The sequence below is a fragment of the Falsiroseomonas sp. genome (genome assembly GCF_051859025.1).
Taxonomy (GTDB): domain Bacteria; phylum Pseudomonadota; class Alphaproteobacteria; order Acetobacterales; family Acetobacteraceae; genus Falsiroseomonas.
The window spans coordinates 102,732-125,098 of record NZ_JBHYGL010000037.1; the positions used below are offsets into that span (position 1 = coordinate 102,732).

Genomic DNA, 22,367 nt, shown 5'->3' on the forward strand with positions numbered 1-22,367 from the left:
GCTTCCCATGACGACAACGCCGCTGATCGGCGTCATCAATGCCGGCTCCTCCTCCGTCAAGGCGGCGGTCTTCGCGGGGGAGGACCGCGTCTTGTCCTGCGTGGTGGAGGGCATCGGCCAGCGCCCGGCCGCGCGGGCGAAGGATTCCGGCGGGAACGCCATCCCACCAGCCGCGCTGGACCCCGCCCCGGCCACGCCGGGGGAGGCCGCGGCGCTGCTGCTGCCCTGGCTTCGGGCGCTACGCCCCCTGCAGGCCATCGGCCACCGCGTGGTGCATGGCGGCGCGCATCACGCCAGGCCGGAACGCGTGACGCCGGCGCTACTGGCCGAGCTGGCGGCGCTGGTGCCGCTGGCGCCGCTGCATGAGCCGCATAATCTGGCGCCCATCCACGCCATCGCCGCGCTGGACCCGGCGCTGCCGCAAATCGCCTGCTTCGACACCGCCTTCCACCGATCCATGCCGCCGGTGAACCAGGCCTTCGCCATCCCCGCCGCGATGGAGGCCGATGGCATCCGCCGCTACGGATTCCACGGCTTGTCCTATGAATACATCGCCTCCGCCCTGCCGGCGGGACTGCGCGAGGGTCGTGTCGTGGTGGCGCATCTCGGCAACGGGGCCTCGGCCTGCGCGATGCAGGGGGGCGTGTCCGTCGCCACCACCATGGGATTCACGGCGCTGGATGGGCTGCCGATGGGCACGCGCAGCGGCGCGATCGATCCAGGGGTGGTGCTGCACCTGATCCAGGCGCGCGGCATGTCGGCGGACCAGGTGCAGGACCTGCTCTACAAGCGATCAGGGCTGCTCGGCCTGTCCGGCGGCATTTCCTCGGATATGCGGGACCTGCTGGCCAGCGGCGAACCGCGCGCGGGCTTCGCAGTGGACTTCTTCTGCCTGGCGGTGGCGCGCGCCATCGCCTCGCTCGCCGTCACGCTGGGGGGCTTGGACGGCATCGTCTTCACCGCCGGCATCGGGGAACATGCGGCGCCGGTTCGGGCGCGCGTGCTGGGGCACCTGGCCTGGCTGGGCATCGCGCTGGACGCGGCTGCCAACGACGCGCATGGCCCGCGCATCAGCCGCGCGGACAGCGCGGTGCAGGCCTGGGTGCTGCCGACGGATGAGGAACGCATGATCGCGCGCCACACCGCGGCCCTCGCCTTCAGCTGATTCGCCGGGCCTCCCGCGCCCGCACCCTTTCGCGATGCGCGCTGTAGAGGCCGCTCGCCGCGATCACCGCGCCGCCGGCGAAGGTCCAGCCATCCGGCACCGCGCCGAAGCCGATGAAGCCGACCAGGCCGGAGGTGACGAGCTGCGTATAGGCGAAGGGCGCCAGCGCGCTGGCCGGGGCGTTGCGATAGGCCAGCACCACCAGCGCATGGGGGACCGACGAAACAAGGCCCACCAGCACGCCGAAGCCCACCTGCCCCGCATCCGGCGTCTGCCAGCCGAAGGGCAGCATCAGCGTGAACAGCAGGAAGCCGACGCCCGCGGTCCAGATCAGCGTCGTCTCCGGCCCATCGCCGCCGACGCCGGCCATCTTCCGCGTCACGATCACGGCGCCGGCCCAGAAGGCCGCCGTCAGCAGCGGCAGCAGGGCGGCGGCCTGGAACACGCCCGATCCCGGCCGCACCACGATCAGCACGCCGACAAGCCCCACCACGATGGCGGACCAGCGGCGCCAGCCCACCTTCTCCGCCAGGAAGATCACCGACAGGACGGTGATGAAGGCGGGGGAGACGAAGTTGATGGCCGTCGCCTCCGCCAGCGGCAGCACCTTCAGCGCGAAGGTCATGGCCAGCGCCGATCCCGCCACGCCGATGCCGCGCATCACCTGCAGCCAGGGCCGCCGCGCCACCAGGAAACGCGTGCCGCCGCGCCGCGCAACGAAGAGCAGCGCCAACAGGAAGAAGGTCGCGAAGCGGATCCAGGCGACCATCAGCGGCGCCAGCGTCTGCGTCAGCTGCTTCGACATCGCATCCGCGATGGAAAACAGCGTGATCGCCACCAGCATGAGGAGGATGCCCCGCACCGGATCGTCGGGCCGGGGCGGCGGGGGGATGCTGGCGGCCATGCCGGCAGGAAACCATGCCCGCCCCCATCGCGTCCAATGCCCAGCGCCCGGTCAGTAGCCGCGATCGAGGCAAACGACCTGGTGAAGCGCCTCCCCGCCCCTGAAGCGGGACAGGTTGGCGAAGAAGGCGCGCAGGCACCGTTCCGCATAGGCGGTCGGGTCATACAGCCCGCAATGCGGCGTGATGATGAGGTTGGGCGTGTCCCACAGCAGGCTGTCCGCCGGCAGCGGTTCCCGCGGCAGCGTATCCAGCACCGCGCCGCCCAGCGATCCGTCCCGCAGCTTCGCCGCCAGCGCATCGGTGTCCAGGATCTCGCCCCGGCCGATATTCACCACCCCTGCCTGGGGCGGCAGCAAATCCAACTCCGCCCGGCCGATCAGGCCATGGGTCGCGGGGGTCAGCGGCAGGGCGATGAGGAGGAATTCGGCACGCGGCAGCTGGGCGCGGAAGCCCTCGCCGCGCGTCATCTCCATGACGGAGGGATGCGGCCGGCCGGACTGGCTGTTGCCCAGCACGACCATCCCCTGCGCCGCCAGCGCATCCGCCGCCGCGCCCCCCAGCGCCCCCATGCCGAGGATGAGCACCCGCTTCCCCGCCACCGTGCCGCCGGAACGCGGCGCCCAGCGATGGGCGCGCTGCGCCGTGACCAAGGCGGGGATGAAGTTGTTCAGCATCAGCACCGCGGCCAGGCTGTATTCCGCGGCCTTCGGCACATGGGTGCCGCTGGCATTCGTCAGCGTGACGCCAGGCGGCAGCCCGGCCTTCAGCAGCCATTCGACGCCGGCGCTGGAATAGCTGATCCAGCGCAGCCGCGGCGCCCGCCGCGGCAAATCATGCAGGGCCGCGGGGCCGCAGAGGAACAGCACCTCCGCCTCCGCCAGCGCCGCGTCGAAGGCGGCGGGATCGGTGGCGTGGGTGGCGACCACACCCGGCCCCGCCATCTCCGCCAGCAATCGCCCCCAGCGCGCCGCGTCGAATTCCGCCGCCTGGGGTGATGCCGGGTTGACCTGCGCGTGGATTCGCAATCCCGGCGCCACTATTCCAGCCGCACGTTGTTGGCGCGGATGATCTCGCCATAGGATTCCGTCTGGGCCACCAGGCGGCGGCGGAAGCTTTCCGCGCCATCGGCCTGCACCTCGCCGCCGATCTCCCCGATCCGCGCCTTGATGGCGGGCTCGTTCAGCACGGCGGCGATCTCCCGCTCCAGCCGCGCGATCATCGCGGGTGGGGTCTGCCCCTGCACCAGCAGCCCCTGCCAGGTGCCGGCATCGGGTTCCGGCCAGCCGAGTTCGCGGAAGGTCGGCAGATCAGGCAGGTTGGCGAAGCGGCGCGGGCCCGTCACGGCGATGCCGCGCATCTGGCCGTTGACGACGTAGTTCATCGATTGCGTGGACCCCGCCATGGTCAGGTTCGATTCGTTGGCGACCAGCGAAAGCAGCGCCGGCGCGCCACCGCGATAGGGCACGTGTTCCATCGCCCCGCCCCAATGCCGGGCGAGCGAGAGCGCGACCAGATGCGTCAATGTCCCGGTGCCGGAATTGGCGGCGTTGAGCCGGCCCGGATTCGCCTTCGCATAGGCCGCGAGTTCCGCCGCGTTGCGCACCGGCAGCGCACTGTTCACCGCCAGGATGTAGGGCGCGAAGACCACCATCTGCACCGGCGCCAGATCCTTCAGCGGGTCGAAGGGCATCCGCGCGAACAGCCAGGGGTTGGTCGCCAGGGCGGAGATGTCCAGCAGCACCATGCTGTGGCCATCGGGGCGGCTCTTCGCCACCGCATCCGCGCCGATATTGCCGCCGGCGCCGGCCCGGTTCTCCACCACCACATTCTGCCCGATGCGGGCGGAGAGGGAGGGCGCGATGAGGCGCGCCAGGATGTCGCTGGTGCCGCCGGGGCCGAAGGGTACGACGATGCGGACGGTCTGGTTGAAATCCTGCGCGCGCGTCACGGCGGGCATGCCCAGCAGCGGCGCGGCGATGCCGGCTTGCAGGATGGTGCGGCGGTTCATCGGATGTTGTCCTTCCCCGTTTGATGCGCCCTGTACGGGCAACGTCTGATGCGCCCTGTACGGGCGACGATGCCGCAACCTTGCGCGCGCCGCGATGGGGCGACAACCTCGTCCGCGCGCGGCGGGGTGCCGCCGCGACGGGATGTGACCGCTTGCCCCTGACCGACCGACATTTCACCGCCGCCATCGTCGCCGCCCAGGTGCTGGCGCAGATCGGCGCCTTCACCCTGCCCGCGCTGCTGCCGGGCTACATGGATCGATGGGACCTGTCGGGGACGGAGGCCGGGTGGCTCGTCGGTGCCTTCTTCGCCGCCTATGTCGCGGCGGTGCCCGTGCTGGTGTCGCTCACCGACCGCGTGCCGGGCTGGCGCATCTACCTGGTCGGCGCGGGCTGCACGGCGGTGGCGCATCTGGGCTTCGGCCTGCTGGCGGAGGGCTTCTGGTCCGGCCTGGCGTTCCGGGCCATCGCCGGAATCGGCTGGGCGGGCTGCTACATGCCCGGGCTGAAGGTGCTGGCCGATCGGCTGGAGGGTGCGGCGCAGTCCCGCGCGGTGTCCTGGCACGCGGCGGGGGTGGGCATCGCGGGGGCTGCGTCCTTCGCCATGGCGGGGCTGCTGGATGCGGCATCCGGCCCGGCGGCGGCCTTCGCCTTCGGCGGCATCGCCGCCATCGCCGCCGGGGCGATCGGGGTGGCGGTGATGCCGCGCGGCCTGCCGCCACGCGCGCCGGATGCGCCGCCACCCGCCGCGCTGCTGGATTTCCGCCCGGTGCTGCGCAACCGCCCCGCCATGGCCTGGATCGCGGGCTACACGGTCCATACCTGGGAACTCGCCGCGCTGCGCGCCTGGGGCGTCGCCTTCCTGGCCGCGAGCTTCGCACGGGATGGCGTGCCCGGCTGGATGCCCGGGCCGGCGGCGATCTTCACCGCGGCCGGGCTGGTCGGCATCGCCGTCTCCGTCACGGGGAACGAGACGGCGCAGAAGCATGGCCGCACCAAGGTCGTGACCTGGGCCATGGCCATGGCGGCGGGGCTTTCGGTGGCGACGGGCCTGGCCGGCATCGCTTCCCCGCTGCTGGCCGCCTTCTGCGTCATCGCCTGGAATGCGTGCATCTACCTCGACAGCGCGGCGCTGACGGGCGGCACGGTGCAGTCGGCTGCACCGGGGATGCGGGGCGCCACGATGGGGCTGCACAGCATGTGCGGCTATGCCGGCGGCTTCCTCGGCCCGCTCGGCGTCGGCATCGCGCTGGACCTGGTGGGAACGGATCGCGCCGTGGCCTGGGTGCTGGCCTTCGGGCACCTGGCGCCCTTCACGCTGCTCGGCCTGCTCGTCATGCGGCGCCTGAGCCGTTAACGGCGCGAAACACGCGCAACACACAAGAATGATGCCGCGCCTCCGCCATGCTTGCGCCATGCGCGCATGGTCGTCTTAGTGACCGCTTGAGAATGCTGGCGGCTGAGGGTTCGCGAGGGATTTTTCGTCCCTGGCAGGAGCCGGGCGCGGCCGATGCTGGTTGCATCGGCAAGTCCGGCGACGCACCAGGGGCGGAAAAGCCCAGCGAAACCGACCCGCCAGTGTTCTCAAACGGTCACTTAGTTCAACGACAAGCCCCGCGCTTCGTATTCGCGGCGCGCGAAATCAAGGATCCACCATGGCAGCGCCGCATTTCCTCCTGCAGACGCCGGTGGGGTCGGTGGTGCCCGTGGAGGTCGGCGGGCAGCCCATCCAGGCGCAGTATGCGGCCTTGCAGCGGGCGGCGGGCGCGCAGGCCGGGCTGTTCGCGGAACCGGTGCCGACGCGCGATGCCACCGGTGCCATCATCTCCTTTGCCTGGTACGCGCCGGGGGCGGAGGCGCAGCCGCTCTCGAGCCTCGGCCAGCCGCAGCGCGCCAGCGCCGAGTCGCAGCTTCGCGCCGCGCTGGCGGACCTCGCGCCGCGGGCGCAGGGGGTGGGGGGCGATGCCGCGCTGATCGCCGCCGCCCTGTCCCTGCCCGATGCCCGCGCGGTGCTGGTGGTGGATGGGCGCCCGGTACTGGCAGGCTGGGGGCTGGTGCCGGCGGGCGATCAGCGGGATGCGGCCGCGCGCATCGCTTCCGTGCTCGGCCCCTTCCTGCCCGGCACCCCACCGGCCGGCGCCGCGCCCGTGGCACCGCGGGCCGCGCCGATGCGCAGCACGCCGCCGCCACCGCCGCCCATCCTGCCCACCGGCACCGCCGCGCCCATCGGCCCGCGCCGCTTCTGGCTGGTGCCGGCGGCCATCGCGGTGGCCCTCATCTTCCTCCTGCTCGGCTTCTGGCTGGGCTGGAAGCTGCTGGCGGATGCCGTGGCCAACCGCCCGCAGACCGCCGAACTGGTGGACCGCGACCGCATCCGCCAGACCATCGAATTGCAGCGCCGCGCGAATGAAGGCCTGGCCGAGGAGGTGGAACGCGCGCGCCGCGCCGCGGAGGGCAATGTCTGCCAGGCCACGCCCCTGACCACCCCGCCCGGCCGCGGCCCGCTGCCGCAGGATTTGCCCGCGCGGCCGACGCCGCCCGCCACGCCTGATGCGCCGCTCGCGCCCCGCCCCAACAACCTGCTCCAGCTGCTCGACCAATCCGTGGTGCTGGTGGCGGGGCCGGGGCGGGACGGGTTGTCCATCGGCACGGGCTTCTTCATCGCGCCGGGTGTCGTCGTCACCAACGCGCATGTGGTCGCCGATGTGACGGGGCAGCTCGTCGTCGCGTCCCGCCACCTCGGCCGCGCCTTCCCCGCGACCGTCACGCGCCGCACGTCGCAGGCGCGCCCGGGCGAGCCCGATTTCGCGCTGCTGAGCGTCGCGGGCGTGCCGAGCCTGACGCCCCTGACGCTGACGCGCCAGGCGCAACGGCTGGATGAGGTGATCGCCGCCGGCTACCCCGCCGCCATCGTGCAGAATGATGCGCGCTTCCAGGCCGTGCTGCGGGGAGACATGTCGCAGATGCCGGAGTTGGTGGTGACGGATGGCCGCATCTCCGCCATCCAGACGCTGGCCTCCGGCCTGGTGGCGATGCCGCATTCCGCGAACATCAGCCCCGGCAATTCCGGCGGCCCGCTGGTGGACCGCTGCGGGCGCGTGGCGGGGGTGAACACCTTCAACCACATCAACGCGCAGCTCGCCGAACGCGTGAGCTACGCGCAGAAGACGGATGCGCTGCTGGCCTTCCTGCGGGAAGCCGGCGTGGCGGTGGAACCGGTGGACAGCGCCTGCGCGCCGACGCCCGAACCCGCCGCGACGCCTGCAACGCCGCCCGCCCCGGCCCCTGCAGCGCCGCCCGCCCCGGCTCCGGCAACGCCCGCCGCGCCCACGCCCGCCGCGCCCGCAACCCCGGCCGCCCCCGCCACGCCGGCCCCGACCCGGGCGCGCTGAGCCATGTCACGCAGCCTCGCGGCCACGACACGGGATGCGGAGCTTCGCGCCCTGGCGGCGGGCGGGCAGCCCGTGGCCGGGGCCTGGGGGCAGGTCACGGGCCACCTGATCCGCCGCCTCTCCTCCGCCCATGCCGCCATCTTCGCCGAACCCAGCCCCGACCCCGCCCGCGGCAGCACGGATTGGTACGCGGAGGGCGATGGCGAGAGCATCGCCATCGATGAAGATCCCGCCGCCGCCGCGCGGTTCGAGGAACTCGCCACCGCCATCCGCGCCGAGGCCGACCGCCTTTCGAATGAACGGGACGAGGGGCTGCGCCTGCTCGGCGAATTGCTGCGCCAGGCGATCGAGGTACCGGGCCGCGAATTCATCCGGCTGCGGGGGGAGACCATCTTCCTGGTCGCCTGGGGCCATCATCGCGCGGGACGGGCGGCGCCGGCGGAACTCGTCCGCGCCCTGCCGGCCACCGCCGCGCCCATGGCGATGCTGGCGCTGTCGCCCCTCGCCCGCGCCGCCAACTGGCTCTGGGCCGCGCTGGCCGCGGCGCTGCTGGCGCTGATGCTGGCCATCGGCCTGTTCCTGGCCTGGCGCGATCCCTTCGGCTGGCGGGTCGTCCCCCCGATGCAATGCGTGGCCAACCCCGACGACCTGGCCCTGCTGGACGATATGAACCGGGCGCGGGAGGAGGAGGCGGAGCTGCGCCGCCGCCTGGCCGACATCGCGGAGGATGTCGGCCGCCGCCGCCTGCTGTGCGAACCGCCGCCACGCCCCACTCCCCCACCCGCGCCGGAACCGCCGCCCCCCCCGGCGCCGGAGCCTGAGCCGGTCCCGCCACCCCCGCCCCCCGCGCCGCCCGAACCGCCCGCGCGCCCGCCCCAGCCGCCGCCGAATGACGACGCCGACCGCGCGCGCCGCGAAGGCGCGCAGGAGGGCCGGGTGCAGGTGATCCTGGGCTGGGATTCGCGCGATGACCTCGACCTGTCGATCATCTGCCCGGACGGGACCGTGATCTCCTACCTGCAGCGGCAGGGCTGCGGCGGGACGCTCGACGTCGATCGCAACGTCGGCAACCAGCGCAGCCGCACGCCGGTGGAGAACGTGTTCTTCGACAACCCCATCCCCGGCACCTACCAGGTGCGCGTCCACCAGTATGACCATGTGGACCGGCAGGAAACGCCCTACCGCGTGACCATCCGCATCGCCGGGCAGCCCGACCGCACCATCACCGGCGTGGCGCGCCCCGGCCCGCCGCGGGTGGTGGACCGCTTCACGATCCCGGGCCGGTGAGCGCCATGCAGACCCTCGCCGAACTGCCCGATTCGCGCCTCCGCTGGCTCGGCCCCGCCGGGATCACGCCGCCGGAGGCACTGGCGGCGCTGAAACCCCTGCTGGCCGAACTCGGCCCGCACCACGCCGCGCTGCTGGCCACGCCGGTGCGGACCGGCGACGGCATCGCCTGGGAAGCCCCGGGCGAGGCCAGCCTTCCCATGCCGCGAATGAGCCGCGACCAGCGCGCGGTGTTCGACGCGACGCTGACTGTCCTGCTCTCGGACATCCGCCGCGCGGCGGAAACCGCGCGGGCGAAGGGCGATGCCGCGAAGGCGGAGCTGCTGGATTTGGCGCGCCGCGTGCCGGCGCCGGAACTGGTCTTCGCCGTGGATGGTGCGCCGGTGCTGGCGGGCTGGGGCTTCGCCGCGCCGCAGGGCCCGGCCATCACGGTGCTCGGCCCCTTCGATGATGGCCGGGGCGCGAATGCCCTGCCGGGGGACCGAACGGCGATCGCGCTGGCGGCGGGCGCGCTGCTGGCGCTGGCGCTGGCGGCAGTGCTGGCGGCGCCCTTCCTGGTGGCGCTGCTGAACCCGCCCCTGCCGGCCTGCCGCGTGGATGCCGCAGGGCTGGCCGCGCTGGAGGAACTGGATCAGGCGCGGGAGGAAGGCCGCGGGCTGATGGCGGAACGCGACCGGCTGCGGCAGGACCGCGGCCGCCGCATGGCCGAATGTCCGCTGCCGGAAGCCCCCCCGGCGCCGGAACCGCCCGCCCCGCCCGCGGCGCCGCCCGCGCCGACACCCCCGGCCCAGCCGCCCCGCGCCGCCCTGCCGCAGGAACGCTGGGACCGCGGCGACGTGGCGCTGCTGGAAGGCTGCTGGAACCTCGATTCCAACTATCGCACCCGGGATGTCGATACCGGCCGGATCGATACCGTCCGTTCATGGCGCATGTGCTTCGACCGCAACGGCCGGGGCACCCAGACCATGGTCTATGACAACAACCGCCGCTGCACCGGCCCCGTGGCCGGCCGGTTCGAGGGACAGACCCTGCTGATCGACGATACCGCCGACCTGCCCTGCGACGACCGCTACCGCATCCTGCACCGCCTGGCGCGCTGCGAACGCAGCAACGAGAACCGTGCGGAATGCGAAAGCCGGAACGTGCGCAACCCCGGCGCGCCGGGCAGCCGCTTCACGCTGCGCCGATGATCGCGGAACCCTCTTCCTTGCCGCGCCAAGGGGTTGCGGGCGATACTCCCGCCTTAACGTCAGAACCGGGAAGCCGCGCCACGCCATGAACCGCGCCGCCCTGCACAGCCTGATCCCGGCATCCGGCATCCAGTTCCTGGACGTCGATTTCGACATCAACGCCCTGCCCCGCATCAGCCGCCCCTTCTGGGACGAGAAGCCGATGCACCTCCGCGACGCCCAGGGCGACCAGCAGGTGCTGCTGCGCGCGCTGGAACAGTCGGATGAGGGCGAGTTGTTCGACCCGGTGGGGCGCAACCACCCGCCGGAGGATGAGGTCTATCGCATCACCCGCACCCAGGCGCTGGAACCCTTCCTCGGCCAATGGGTGCCCCTCCCCTTCCTGCGCGTGCAGTCCCGCAGCGCGGATGGCATGCCGATCTTCGACGAAGGCCCCACCAACTGGGCGCGGCTGCGCGTGGTGGAACTGCCGCCGGGCACGGTGCGCGGCGCCACCCATCGCGCCGTGCTGGCCTTCGACACCACGCTGGTGCCCCGCCGCGATGGCCGTGCCTATGCCGGGCCGAGTACCGAGGACGCGGCGGAGGAACAGGAATTCGGCCTGGCGGCGCGGCTGGCGGACAATGCGTCCTTCCTCGCAGAAGGCTGGTTCGGCCAGTGGCTGGAGACGATGTTTCTCGACCTCGTCTCCGCCCAGCGGCGCGGCAAGGCGGTGAAGCTGGAGGAGCTTCCCTACCGGATGGAGCCCTTCGCCCGGTATCTGACGCTGCTGGAAGTTCTGACCCATGCCGGCGCGGCGCCCCGCATGCGCCTGGTGGATGCCGGCGTGTCGGGACGACGCAGCGCCATGGTGGATGTCGACCTGCTGCTCGACATCGGCAATGCGCGGACCTGCGGCATCCTGGTGGAAAGCGCGCCGGATGGGCCGCTGTCGCTGAATGATTCCTATCCGCTCGCGCTGCGGGATTTGAGCAAGCCGGAACACGTCTCGGCCAAGCCGTTCGAGAGCCGGGTGGAGTTCTCCCGCGCCAGCTTCGGGCAGGATGCGCTGTCCCGCCGATCCGGCCGCGCCGCCGCCTTCGCCTGGCCCTCGCCGCTGCGCGTGGGGCCGGAAGCGGTCAGGCTGGCAGGGCTGTCCGTGGGGAATGAGGGCGCGACGGGGCTGTCATCGCCCAAGCGCTACCTCTGGGATGAAAGACCCTCCGTGCTCGGCTGGCGCTTCGGCGCGGGGTCGGCGCCTGCGGCCTTCGGCACGGCGGGGGAACAGCCGGTGTCCGGCGCCTTCATGAATGAGCTGACGGAAACGGGGGAGTTGCTGTCGAAGCACCGCAACGCCACCCCGGCGGTGCGCGCGCGCTTCTCACGCTCCTCGCTCTACACGCTGATGCTGGCGGAGATCCTGTTGCAGGCGATCAGCCAGATCAACGCGCCAGCCACGCGCGCCGCGCGGCGCAACGCCGATGTGCCGCGCAGGCTGCGGCGCGTGACGCTGACCTTGCCGACCGCGATGCCCGTCGCCGAGCAGCGCATCGTGCGGCGCCGGGCGGAAGCGGCGGTGGAGTTGGTCTGGGCCTGGATGGGCTGGACGGCGGGCAGTGCGGAGCGCGCCATCGCGGCGCCGCTGCCGCCGCGCGTTTCCTCCAACCTCGATGAAGCGACGGCGACGCAGCTTGTGTGGCTCTATGCGGAATCCGTGCACCGGTTGCAGGCCGATCCGCGGCAGTTGTTCGCGCTGATGGGCCGCGTGCGGGATGGCGCGCAGCCCTCTCTTCGCATCGCCAGCATCGATATCGGCGGCGGCACCACCGACCTGGCCGTGACCACCTATGCCCTGGCGCAGGACCAGGAAATCAGGCCGACGCAGAATTTCCGAGAGGGCTTCAAGATCGCGGGCGACGACCTGCTGCAGGCCGTGATCGAGCGTGTGGTCCTGCCGCCGCTGGAAGCCGCGCTGGGGGCAGCCGGGCTGCGCGACCCCAAGGCCTTCCTGCGCCGCGTGCTGGGCGGCGCCCGGGGTGGGCAGTCGGAGGCCGAGCGGCAGCTCACGCGGCAATTCGTGGCCCGCGTGCTGGAACCCTGCGCGCTGGCGCTGCTCTCGGGCTACGAAGTCATGGAGCCCGGCGCGGTCGGCGTCGTCGCGCGGCTCGGCATCGCGGAAGGGCCGGGCCGGCCGCGGCATGACCGCGCCTGCGCCTTCTTCGAACGGCTGGCGCTGGATGCCGGGGCTAGCGACTTCCGGCTGAGCGGCGTGGAGGTGGCGCCGGAAGCCAACGTGATGGATGGGCTGGTGCGCGGCACGCTCGGCCCGATCCTGGCCGACCTGTGTGAGGCCACGCACGCCTATGATTGCGACGTACTGCTGCTGTCCGGCCGGCCATCCCGCCTGCGGGCGGTGATGGACATCGTGCTGGCGAAGCTGCCCGTGGCGGCGCATCGCATCGTGCACATGCAGGGCTACCCCGCCGGCGGCTGGTACCCCTTCCGCGATGCCCATGCGCGGATCGAGGACCCGAAGACCACCGCCGCAGTCGGCGCCATGGTCGCGGCGCTGGCGGAGGGTTCGCTGCCCGGCTTCCTGCTGCGCGCCTCACGCCTCGGCATGAAATCCACCGCGCGCTACATCGGGCGGCTGGAGACATCGGGCCAGCTGTTGCAGCGTAACGAATACATGCGGGACATCGACCTCGACGCCGATACCGCCGTGGCGGTGGAGGTGGAGATACCCTTCGAGGCACCCTCCATGCTCGGTTTTCGCCAACTGCCGCTGGAGAGATGGCCAGCGACTCCCTTGTATGCGCTGGAATTCGGCAATGCGGATGATGTGCGGAACCTCGCGCTGCCGCTGACGGTGCGCCTGGCGCGCGGCATCGCGGACCAGGGTTCGGCGGAAGCGGAAGCCAGCCGCGAACAATTCAAGCCCGCCAGCATCCGCGACGCGGAGGGCCAGGAACGCCATCCGACGACGGTGCGCATGCGCCTGCAGACCATGCGCGACGAAGGCGGCTATTGGCGCGACACGGGCGCGCTGGGGGTACCGTGACGAACGCTGACGAGAAGCTCGCCACCGAGGCGAAGAAGGTGGGCGAGGTCGCGGGCCGCGCGCTGGACTGGTTCGGGGCCGCGGCGCGCCCCGGGCTGGATGCGGCGGCGCTGGCGCGGGAATTGCGCGGCGTGGGGCTGCGCGCGGGCAGGCTGGCGGCGGCGGCTTCGCGGCCGATGTGCGTCGGCGTCTTCGGGCCGTCCCAGGCCGGGAAATCCTACCTGATCTCCGCGCTGGCGCAGTCGCCGGACGCGCCGCTGATGGCGATGTTCGATGATCGCGCGGTGGATTTCGTGCGCGACATCAACCCGGAAGGCGGGCGGGAGGCGACGGGCCTGGTGACGCGCTTCACCATGAAGCGCATCGCGACGCCGCCGGGGATGCCCGTGGCGCTGCGCCTGCTGTCGCAGACCGATGTGGTGAAGATCATCGGCAACGCCTTCCTCTCCGACTTCGATCCCGCCGACGTCGAGGCCCCCTCCCCCGGCGCGATCGAGGCCGCGCTGGATCAGGCGCGCGGGCGGATGCTGCCCACGGGTTTCGACAGGCTCAGCGAAGACGATGTCTATGTCGACCTCCGCGAATATTTCGAAGGCCGCTTCGGTGGCCATGCGCTGGTGCAGGCGCTGAAGGCTGCGCGCTTCTGGCAGGCGGCGAGCGAGATCGCGCCACGGCTCGACCACCCCGCCCGCGCCGCGCTGTTCGGCCTGGTCTGGGGCCGCGTGCCACGGCTGGATGATGCCTATCTGCGGCTGGCGGGCGCGCTGGCGCAGCTCGGCCATCCCGATGACGCCTTCTGCCCGCTGACGGCATTGGTGCCGCGGGAATCCAGCATCATCGACGTGCTGACGCTCAACCGCTTCGGCGCGCCCGATGACACGACCATCGCGGTAGCCACGCGCAGCGGCCTCCGCGCCGATCTGCCGCGCGCGGTGCTGGCCGCGCTGGTCGCGGAAGTGACCGTGCAGCTGCGCGACAAGCCCTGGGATTTCTTCGACGTCACGGATCTGCTGGACTTCCCCGGCGCGCGGTCCCGCGAACAGATCCGCGACCCCGCGAAGCACCTGGCGGACCCCGCGAAGCTCCCCGCCGTGCTGCTGCGCGGCAAGGTCGCCTATCTGTTCGAGCGCTATTGCGCGGAGACGGAGCTGACCGGGATGCTGCTCTGCATCGGTCCTTCCAACCAGGAAGTGCGCACCCTGCCGCGCATGGTGGAGGAATGGATCAACGGCACGCATGGCGACACGCCGGCCAAGCGCGCGACGCAGCCGACCGCGCTGTTCTTCGTGCTGACGAAGTTCGACATGGAGTTCGAGAGCAAGAAGGGCCAGGCGGAAGGCGGCGGGCGCTGGACAGCGCGGCTCGCCGCCTCGCTCATCGATTTCTTCGGCAAGGAAAGCACCTGGCCGCGCGAATGGCATTCCGGAAAACCCTTCGACAACCTCTTCTGGCTGCGCAACCCCAACGTCGCGAACAAGGCGATCCTGGATTACGACGACCAGGGCAAGGAGACCGGCATCCGCCCGCAGGAAGCCGCCCGCGTCGCGCAGCTTCGCGCCGACTTCCTGGGCAATGACGATGCCCGCAAGCACTTCGCCGACCCCGCGCTGAGCTGGGACGAGGCGATGCGGCTCAATGACGGCGGCATCGGGCATCTGGCCGCGCGGCTGCGGCCGGTCTGCGACCCCGCGCTGAAGCGGCGGCAGGTGGCGGCGCGGCTGGCGGACCTTGGTGAACGCCTGCGCGCAAGGCTGCTGCCGCATTGGCATTCCGCTGATCTGGCGCAGGAACTCGCCAAGCGCCGCGCCGCATCCCGCGCGGTTGCCATCGCGCTGGCGAAGGCGGTGGAGCGGCAGCGCTTCGGCCATCTGCTGCGCGCTTTGGCGCCAGAGGCCGATGAGATTTCGGCTGTGCTGTCACGCACCCGCTTCGCCGCGACCGAGGCCGGGGCCATCCCCGTCGGCGCCCGCACCGGCGCGGCGGGGCTGCTGGCGGAACTGGATTTCGGCGACGAACCGCCGCCGGAAGTGGAAAGCGCGGGGCCGGAGGATGAGGCGGATCACCTGGCCTCGGTTGCGTTGAAATTGTGGGCGGACCGGCTGCACGCCTTCGCCGATGCGCCAGCGACGCATGCGCTCTATGGCATGACGCCGGAAGTGGCGGGGACGCTGGTGGCGGAACTGCTGCGATCCGCGCGGCGGGAGAAGCTGCAATCCGCACTCGCCGCCGAACTCCGCGGTATCCTCGGCTTCCGCCGCCATGCCTCCGCCGCCGCGGCCATCTGCGGGCTGTGTGCGGCGCTGCGCATCGGCGGCTTCGTCGCGGCGCTGGGCTTCGACGCCAAGCCGATCGCGGATCGCCCCGTCGTGGGCGCCGAACGCCGCCCGGTCTTCGCGCCGCGGCCCAAGCTGGATGGGCTGCCGCCGCTGGGCGTCGTCGCCGCGGATTATGACCGGCAGCAGAGCCTCGACTGGGTGCAGGCCTTCCTCCGCTCCACGGATCTGAACGTGCAGGGCGACGGGGAGGATGCGGTGGATGTCGCGCGCAACGCGGCGCTCGGGCGCATCCTGTCGGACCTCGACACCGCCTTGCATGGCGCGAAGGCGGCGTGATGCGCCTGCGGATCGAGGAAGACCCCCACCGCCCCGGCGAAGGCTGCGCGCGCCTGGTGCTGCCCGGCATGGCGGGGCGCGAGGCGCCCTTCGTGACCTTCACGCGGGAGGGTTTCGGCGCGGACAGCCTCGGCCCCGATGGCTGGCAGGTCGCGGCCGGGCGCCTCACGCCCATCGAGAGCGGCGCGGAGGGCGATGACCTCGTGCTCGTGCTGGGGCCGGAGGCGGCGGAGCATCTGGAGCCGGGCCCGGTGCGCCTCGGCATTCCCGCGCTCGGCATCGACCAGGTGGTGATCTGGCCGGAAATCGCCCCGGCGCAGAGCGGCAAGCGCGGCGGCTTCGGTGCCAACCGGCCCGGCCAGGCGCAGCCGCGCCGCATGCCGGGGCGCGTGGAGCCCCCCGCGCCGAAAGCGCCGACGGAAGACGAGACGGTGGTGATCCGCGCCGCGCCGCGCATCGAACCGCCGCCGCGCCCGATCGAACCGCCGATCCGTGCGCCGGAGGCGCCCACGCCACCGTCACGCCTGCCGCTGATCCTGGCGGCACTTCTGCTGCTGGCCAGCGCCGGCGCGGCGGCTTGGTGGTTCTGGCCCGCGCCCGCACCGCAACAGGCCGGCGTGACACCGGCACCTGCGACACCCGCGCCTTCCGATCCCACCGCCACCGCCACCCCCGCCGAGATCGCGGCGATGAACCTGCCGCCGGCGCGGGTGCTGGCGATCGGCCAGGCACGGCAGGCCGCGCGCCCGCAGGATGCGCTGCTGCTGATCGAACTCGCGGCCGATGCGGGGCACGCGCCGGCGATCAGCGCCCTCGCGCGGCTCTATGACCCCGCCACCTTCGCGCCCGGCGGCGCGCTATCCATGCCCAACCCCACCAAGGCCGCGGAGCTGTGGCGCAACGCGGAACGCGCGGGCGATACCACCGCCGCGGCGCCGCGCGCCATCCTGCGCGACAGGCTGGAAACCGCGGCACGCGGTGGTGACACGGTGGCACAACTCGCGCTTCGGGATTTCTGGCCATGATGCGCTTCCTCGCCCTCATCCTTGCTGCCCTCATCGCCTTCCCCGCCATGGCGCAAGCGCCCGCTGGTGCGCGGCGGGCGCTGCTGATGGAAGGCAAGCAGACGCTGACGCAGAAGGTGCTGACGCGCCCCGGCGCCACGCTGCACGCCACACCGGGCGCCACCGCATCCACGCCAGTCCCCGGCTTCACCCTGTTCCACGTCTTCGCCCGCCAGGGCAGCGGCGCGGAGGCCTGGATCGAGGTCGGCCGCGACGCCACCGGCACCACCGAGGGCTGGATGCGGGAGGAACGCTCGCTCCCCTGGGGCCAGACCATGGTGCTGGCCTTCACCAACCCCGCCGGCCGCGAACGCACCATGTTCTTCGCCGAAGGCCCCGCGCTGCGCCGCATCATCCTGTCGCGGGATATGGCGGCGGCGGGGGCGGAGGCGCGGCGCGCGAATGATGGCCGCGTCATCGCCCTCGAACCTGAAACCTATGTCGACATCAGCCGCAATTTCTATCTGTTGCCCGTGCTGAGCGCGGAGGAAGTCGAGAACGAACGCGGCGACCGCATGCGCCTGCTCGAAGTCGCCTCCGCCCCCGCGGAGCGCCGCAACGCGCCGCCGCCGCGCGATCCGCTGGCGGATTTCAGGGGCGCGCTGGTCTTCGTGGTGGATACCACGCTCTCCATGCAGCCCTACCTCGACCGAACGCGGGAGGCGATCCGCAACGTCATGGCGCGCATCGGCACCACGGCGCTGCGGGACCGATTCCGCTTCGGGCTCGTCGCCTATCGCGATGACCTCGGCGGCAACCAGGCGCTGGAATACGTCACCCGCACCCATGCCCGCGCCGATTTCAGCGCGCCCGCGGACGCCATCCTGCCGCGCATCGCCGAAGCCGCCGCCGCCACCGAAAGCAACGAAGGCTTCGACGAGGATGCCATCGCAGGCCTGCGCGCCGCGCTCGATGCCGCCGACTGGAACAGCCTCGGTGGCCGCTTCATCATCCTGGTGACGGATGCGGGCACGCGGGATGCGACCGACCCCCGTTCCTCCACCCGCCTCGGCATCGCGGAGATGCGCGAACTGCTGAAGCAGCGCGCCATCGCCACCTTCGCGCTGCATGTGCTGACGCCAGAAGGCCGCAACAACCACGCCCGCGCCCGCGCGCAGTATCGCGAACTGACCCGCTTCGATGGCGCGCCGGAGCCCTTCTACTTCCCGATCCCGAACGGCGAAGTCGCGGCCTTCGGCCAGACGGTGGAGGCCATCACCGAAGCCCTGCTCCGCCAGGTCGCCGCCGTCACCAACACGCCCATCGCGCAGCTCCGTGGCGGGCCCGCGGCCGCGGCGCCGCAGGTGGAACAGCAGATCGACGTGGTGGGCCAGGCCATGCGCCTCGCCTATCTCGGCCGCGTTCAGGACGCGGCGGCGCCCGATATCGTGCGCAGCTTCACGACGGACCGGGACCTGGCGGACAGCAACCGCGCCAACCTCGATGTCCGCATCCTGCTGACGCGCGACCAGCTCTCCGACCTTCGCAGCGCGCTGCGGCTGGTGATCGATGGCGCCAATGCCGGGCGCCTCCAGCCGCAGACGGTCTTCGCGAATATCCGCAACGCCGCACTCTCCGCCGCGCGCGATCCGCGACGGATCGGCAACCTGGAGCGCCTCGGCGCCGCCTTCGGCGAGTACCTCGACGGCCTGCCCTATCGCAGCCAGGTCATGGAATTGACCGAGCGCGGCTGGCTGGAACTGCAATCCGGCGGGCAGCGCGAGCTTCTCAACGCACTGGAAGCCAAGCTCAGGCTCTACGACGAATACGCCCGCACGCCGGCCTTGTGGACGCAGCTCGGCAGCGGGGCAGATGCCGGCGCGGCCGTCTTCCCCATGCCGCTCGACCAGCTGCCGTGACCACAGCGCCCCTTCGGCTGGAGGGGGTGGTCGCCGCCCGCCGCGCCGGCGGGGCCGCCTTCACGCTGACCATCGAGGCACTGCACCTTGCCCCCGGGGCGCTGGTGGCAGTGACCGGGGCGAGCGGGACGGGGAAATCCACCCTGCTCGACGTCGCCGCGCTTGCCCGGCGGCCGGACGCCGTGGCGAAGCTGGAGGTCTGCGGCACGGATGCCGCCGCTCTCTGGGCGCAGGGCGCGAAGGATGCGCTGGCGGGGCTTCGCGCACGGCATTTCGGCTATGTCCTGCAGACCGGCGGGCTCGTGCCCTTCCTGACCGTCGGCGCCAACGCCGCCCTGGCGCAGGACCTCGCGGGGCGGCGCGACCCCGGCCATCTCGCGGCGCTGGCGGAACGCCTCGGCATCGGCGCGCTGCTGGCGCGTATGCCGGCCACGCTGTCCGTCGGCCAGCGCCAGCGCGCCGCCATCCTGCGGGCGCTGGCGCATCGGCCCGCGTTGGTGCTGGCCGACGAACCGACGGCCAGCGTCCATCCCGACATGGCGGCCACCATCCTCGCGCTGCTCGCCGAACAGGCCCGGCACGCCGGCGCCGCCGTGCTGCTGGCCACCCATGATGCCCCCGCCGCGCGCGCCGCCGGCTTCCTCGAAATCCCCCTGCAACCTGGCCCAGCCTCCGCCCGCGTCCCCGCCATGGCCGACGCCTGATGCGCTCCCTCCGCCTGGCCTTCGCCGACCTCCGGCGCGAACCGGCCTTCACCCTCTGCTCCGTCCTCGCGCTCGCCGCCGTCATCGCGCCGCTCATCCTGCTGGCGGGCCTGCGCGCCGGCGTGGTGGCGGGGCTGAAGGAGGATTTGGCCGCCAGCCCCCGCACGCGGGAGATCGCCAACATCCAGAACCTGGCGCTGGATGCCGCCTGGTTCGCGGCGCTGGCCGCCCGGCCAGAGACCGGCTTCCTCGTGCCCCGCACACGCCTGCTCTCCGCCACCGGCAGCCTGGAAGCCACCGCCCGCCCCGGCCGCGTCACCACCGTCGAAATCCTGCCCACCGCGCCCGGCGACCCCCTGCTGCCCGGCATCGCCCCGCCCGGCGACACGCAGGTCATCCTCACCGCCTCCGCCGCGCAGCGCCTTTCCATCAGCGCGGGCGACGCCATCCGCCTGCGCATCATCCGCCGCGTCGGTGACGGGCGTGAAGTGCTGAACCTCGACCTCGCCACATCAGCCATCGCCCCCGCCGGCGCCTTCGACCGGGACGCCATCTTCGCGCCCCCCGCCCTCGGCCGCCGCGTGCAGGATTTCCTCGATGACCGCACCGCCGATGGCACGCCCCGCCGCGCGGAAGGCTTCCGGCTGCACGCGAAACGGCTGGAGGACGTGCCGACCCTCGTCGCCCTCCTCCAATCCCAAGGCATCGAAACCCGGTCCCGCGCCGATGACGTAGCCGCGCTGCTGGCGCTGGACCGCAACCTGACCGCGGGCTTCGCCGTCATCGCCACCGTCGGCGCCACGGGCTTCATCCTCGGCCTCGGCAGCGCGCTCTGGGCCGGAATCAGCCGCAAGCGGCGCACCCTGTCCCTGCTCCGCCTCATGGGCCTGCGGCGCCTGACGCTCGTGCTCATCCCCATCTGGCAAGGCATCGCCTACGCCATCGGCGGCAGCATCCTCGGCACCGCCATCGCCATCGGCGCCGCCCAGGCCGTCAACCGCCTCTCCCTCCTCGGCACCGCCGAAGGCCGGGACCTCGCCCGCATCGGCATCGACGAATTCACCCTCGCCTGCCTGCTGGCCACCACCGCCGCCATCCTGGCGGCCGCGGCAGCCGCCCAACGCGCGGCCGGGGCGGACCCGGCGGAGGGGCTGCGGGATGAATGAGGACGGCGTGGGTGGCAGGTCGGGGGAAACGCCGTTTCCCCCGAACCCCCTTTGCCAGGGGCCAGCGGGCCCCTGGACCCCAGGCATTGCATCGGATGGTGGGGGGAGGGGCTCCGCGGAACCGCTTGCCGCAAGCGCGTTCCGTGCCCCTCCCCCCACCATCCGATTGAAGGGGGATCAAAGGGGCCGCTGCCCCTTTGCAGGGGGTGCAGGGGGACGGCGTCCCCATGCCCTGGCCACCCTCGCAGCCCTCATCCTCTCCGCCGCCCCTGCGCTGGCCCAGCCCACGCCGACCTGGCCGGCGGCGGCGTTCAATCCGCGGGCCTTGCCTGATGATCTGGTGCTGCCCTTGCCGTGTGGGGGGGCGATGGCGTTCCGGCGGGTGGATACGCCGGCGGGCGATGGCGGATTGGATGATCGCGCTTTGCTGCTGGGCAGTGCGGAGACCGAGACGGGCTACATCGAGTATCTGCGCCGCACCTATCTGGTCGGCCCCTTCGGCGGGGGTGCGGAGCCGCGGCATTTCTGGATGTCGAAGTATGAGGTGACGCGCACGCAGCTGGAGGCGTTGCGCAACCCGACCTGCCCGGCCGCGAACACCCCGGCCGCGCGCCTGCCGGCGGTGGAGGTGAGCTGGTTCGAGGCGATGGAGACGGCGCAACGCTATTCGGGCTTCCTCGCCCGCAATGGCGGGCCGCGCCTGCCGCGCCGGGGTGGCGCGCCGGCCTTCGTGCGCCTGCCGACGGAGGCGGAGTGGGAATATGCGGCGCGCGGCGGCGCGGCGGTGGCGGAGGCCGAGTTCCAGGCCCGCACCCCCCCGATGCCGGAGGGGCCGGAGGCTTATGCCTGGTTCCAGGGCCCGCGCAGCGCCGCGGGGCGGCTTTCGCCGATCGGGCTGAAGCGGCCCAATCCGCTCGGGCTGCACGACATGCTGGGCAATGCGGCGGAATGGGCGCTGGAGCCCTTCCGGCTGAACCGCGTCGGCCGGCAGCATGGGCTGGCGGGCGGGCTGGTGGCGCGCGGCGGTGATTACCGGAACACCGGGGAGGCGCAGCTGCGGTCCAGCCTCCGCATCGAATACGCGCCCTACGACACGACGAGCGGGGAGCCCACCCGCATCACGACGGTCGGCTTCCGCTTCGTCCTGGCGGCGCCGGCGCAGGGCAGCCTGGCGGATACGGCGGCGCTGCGATCGGCGTTCGAGGCCGAGACCCGCGCCCGTGCCAGCACGCAGGACGACCCGGCGGCGCTGATCGCGGCGCTGCGGCGGGAACAATCGGACCCCGCCATGCAGACGGCGCTCGATCGCCTCGGCGCGGCCTATGCGCGCGAGACTCGGGAAAGGACCGACCGGGCGAGGGTCGCGGCGCGGGCGCAGTTGCAGGCGGCGGCGGTGCTGTCCCGCAACGTCTTCATCGCCCAGCAGCGGGCGAATGGCTTGCAGGGCATGGTGGACAATCCCGGCGCCTTCGGCGCCACGCCCCAGCAGGCCCAGGCCTGGCGGCCCATGCTGGCGGCGGTGCAGGCGGAGGTGGAGGGCGGCGTCCGCGCCTATGCCGCCATCATCGCGCAACTGTCGCAGGCAACGGACGTGGCCGTGCCGGCGGAGGTGGAGGTGGTGCAGCAGGAGCTGCGCGCCCAGAACGTGCCGGCGCTGCTGCCCCATGTGATGCTGGTGGCCAGCCATGCGGAGGCCGCGCGCCGCGGCAGCGTGCCCCCGGTGGCGGTGCTGCGCGCCGACATCCTGCGCACCACCGCTGCACCCGCGCCGAGATGATGCCTTAACAGGCTGCGGAAAAACGGGACGGGTCGGCTGGACGGCGCCTTTCCGCGCAGGATTCGGGCCAACCCCCTTTGGCGCTTGCCACGATGCCACCACATCGTGCCTGCGCGTCTTCCTTAATCCTGCGCGAAAATTCGCTCGCCCATCCTCAGCCGCCCGTTCTTCCGCAGCCTGTCAACACGGCTATGCCACGA

Annotated in this window: 15 protein-coding genes; 12 read left to right on the forward strand and 3 right to left on the reverse strand. The window is 72.5% G+C overall.

The genetic code is table 11. The features are described from left to right. Positions 1–7 precede the first annotated feature (7 nt). On the forward strand, positions 8–1,165 hold the full coding sequence (locus ACTIE5_RS23605; protein WP_439552176.1) for an acetate/propionate family kinase: 1,158 nt from the start codon (positions 8–10) through the stop codon (positions 1,163–1,165). Here the strand turns inward: ACTIE5_RS23605 and ACTIE5_RS23610 are convergent. Genes ACTIE5_RS23610 through ACTIE5_RS23620 form a run of 3 tightly spaced genes read right to left on the reverse strand, consistent with a single transcriptional unit; the run spans position 1,158 to position 4,078 of the window. Beyond that, entirely contained in the window at positions 1,158–2,069 is a 912-nt protein-coding gene (locus ACTIE5_RS23610) for a DMT family transporter (protein WP_439552177.1), read from the reverse strand. The two genes, ACTIE5_RS23605 and ACTIE5_RS23610, sit on opposite strands and share 8 nt — an antisense overlap. 51 nt (positions 2,070–2,120) lie before the next feature. Then, entirely contained in the window at positions 2,121–3,095 is a 975-nt protein-coding gene (locus ACTIE5_RS23615; protein ID WP_439552178.1) for an NAD(P)-dependent oxidoreductase, read from the reverse strand. Between the two features lie 11 nt (positions 3,096–3,106). Beyond that, positions 3,107–4,078, reverse strand: a complete 972-nt coding sequence (locus ACTIE5_RS23620; protein WP_439552179.1) for a Bug family tripartite tricarboxylate transporter substrate binding protein — start codon at positions 4,076–4,078, stop codon at positions 3,107–3,109. Positions 4,079–4,230: 152 nt separating this feature from the next. On the opposite strand from ACTIE5_RS23620, the gene ACTIE5_RS23625 reads away from it, so the two are divergent. From ACTIE5_RS23625 to ACTIE5_RS23675, 11 genes are all read left to right on the forward strand, one after another. Then, a complete protein-coding gene (locus ACTIE5_RS23625; protein WP_439552180.1) occupies positions 4,231–5,433 on the forward strand; it encodes an MFS transporter in 1,203 nt (400 codons plus the stop codon). A gap of 298 nt (positions 5,434–5,731) precedes the next feature. Further along, a complete protein-coding gene (locus ACTIE5_RS23630) occupies positions 5,732–7,468 on the forward strand; it encodes a trypsin-like peptidase domain-containing protein (protein ID WP_439552181.1) in 1,737 nt (578 codons plus the stop codon). A gap of 3 nt (positions 7,469–7,471) precedes the next feature. Beyond that, on the forward strand, positions 7,472–8,755 hold the full coding sequence (locus ACTIE5_RS23635) for a hypothetical protein (protein WP_439552182.1): 1,284 nt from the start codon (positions 7,472–7,474) through the stop codon (positions 8,753–8,755). Positions 8,756–8,760: 5 nt separating this feature from the next. After that, positions 8,761–9,945 (forward strand): hypothetical protein, encoded by a 1,185-nt coding sequence (locus ACTIE5_RS23640; RefSeq protein WP_439552183.1) that lies wholly within the window; start codon positions 8,761–8,763, stop codon positions 9,943–9,945. An 85-nt stretch (positions 9,946–10,030) separates the two neighbouring features. Continuing rightward, positions 10,031–12,985 (forward strand): virulence factor SrfB, encoded by a 2,955-nt coding sequence (locus ACTIE5_RS23645; RefSeq protein WP_439552184.1) that lies wholly within the window; start codon positions 10,031–10,033, stop codon positions 12,983–12,985. After that, complete coding sequence (locus ACTIE5_RS23650; RefSeq protein ID WP_439552185.1) at positions 12,982–15,597, forward strand: virulence factor SrfC family protein; 2,616 nt, start codon at positions 12,982–12,984, stop codon at positions 15,595–15,597. Before ACTIE5_RS23645 ends, ACTIE5_RS23650 begins: the two co-directional genes overlap by 4 nt. Next, positions 15,597–16,622, forward strand: a complete 1,026-nt coding sequence (locus ACTIE5_RS23655) for a hypothetical protein (protein WP_439552186.1) — start codon at positions 15,597–15,599, stop codon at positions 16,620–16,622. Before ACTIE5_RS23650 ends, ACTIE5_RS23655 begins: the two co-directional genes overlap by 1 nt. Then, a complete protein-coding gene (locus tag ACTIE5_RS23660; protein WP_439552187.1) occupies positions 16,619–18,520 on the forward strand; it encodes a vWA domain-containing protein in 1,902 nt (633 codons plus the stop codon). The genes ACTIE5_RS23655 and ACTIE5_RS23660 overlap by 4 nt, the downstream gene beginning before the upstream one ends. Next, the gene (locus ACTIE5_RS23665) at positions 18,517–19,224 is read left to right on the forward strand and encodes an ABC transporter ATP-binding protein (protein WP_439552188.1); all 708 of its coding nucleotides are present in this window, start codon (positions 18,517–18,519) and stop codon (positions 19,222–19,224) included. Before ACTIE5_RS23660 ends, ACTIE5_RS23665 begins: the two co-directional genes overlap by 4 nt. Further along, positions 19,224–20,390, forward strand: a complete 1,167-nt coding sequence (locus ACTIE5_RS23670; RefSeq protein WP_439552189.1) for an FtsX-like permease family protein — start codon at positions 19,224–19,226, stop codon at positions 20,388–20,390. The genes ACTIE5_RS23665 and ACTIE5_RS23670 overlap by 1 nt, the downstream gene beginning before the upstream one ends. 367 nt (positions 20,391–20,757) lie before the next feature. Beyond that, the gene (locus ACTIE5_RS23675) at positions 20,758–22,167 is read left to right on the forward strand and encodes a formylglycine-generating enzyme family protein (RefSeq protein ID WP_439552190.1); all 1,410 of its coding nucleotides are present in this window, start codon (positions 20,758–20,760) and stop codon (positions 22,165–22,167) included. Positions 22,168–22,367: the final 200 nt, after the last annotated feature.

What these genes read in the sequence shown, in the direction of transcription:
- ACTIE5_RS23605 (WP_439552176.1), top strand. Translation starts at nt 8, where the DNA reads ATGACGACAACGCCGCTGATCGGCGTCATCAATGCCGGCTCCTCCTCC.
- ACTIE5_RS23610 (WP_439552177.1), bottom strand. Translation starts at nt 2,069, where the DNA reads ATGGCCGCCAGCATCCCCCCGCCGCCCCGGCCCGACGATCCGGTGCGG.
- ACTIE5_RS23620 (WP_439552179.1), bottom strand. Translation starts at nt 4,078, where the DNA reads ATGAACCGCCGCACCATCCTGCAAGCCGGCATCGCCGCGCCGCTGCTG.
- ACTIE5_RS23630 (WP_439552181.1), top strand. Translation starts at nt 5,732, where the DNA reads ATGGCAGCGCCGCATTTCCTCCTGCAGACGCCGGTGGGGTCGGTGGTG.
- ACTIE5_RS23635 (WP_439552182.1), top strand. Translation starts at nt 7,472, where the DNA reads ATGTCACGCAGCCTCGCGGCCACGACACGGGATGCGGAGCTTCGCGCC.
- ACTIE5_RS23640 (WP_439552183.1), top strand. Translation starts at nt 8,761, where the DNA reads ATGCAGACCCTCGCCGAACTGCCCGATTCGCGCCTCCGCTGGCTCGGC.
- ACTIE5_RS23645 (WP_439552184.1), top strand. Translation starts at nt 10,031, where the DNA reads ATGAACCGCGCCGCCCTGCACAGCCTGATCCCGGCATCCGGCATCCAG.
- ACTIE5_RS23655 (WP_439552186.1), top strand. Translation starts at nt 15,597, where the DNA reads ATGCGCCTGCGGATCGAGGAAGACCCCCACCGCCCCGGCGAAGGCTGC.
- ACTIE5_RS23660 (WP_439552187.1), top strand. Translation starts at nt 16,619, where the DNA reads ATGATGCGCTTCCTCGCCCTCATCCTTGCTGCCCTCATCGCCTTCCCC.
- ACTIE5_RS23670 (WP_439552189.1), top strand. Translation starts at nt 19,224, where the DNA reads ATGCGCTCCCTCCGCCTGGCCTTCGCCGACCTCCGGCGCGAACCGGCC.
- ACTIE5_RS23675 (WP_439552190.1), top strand. Translation starts at nt 20,758, where the DNA reads ATGGCGTTCCGGCGGGTGGATACGCCGGCGGGCGATGGCGGATTGGAT.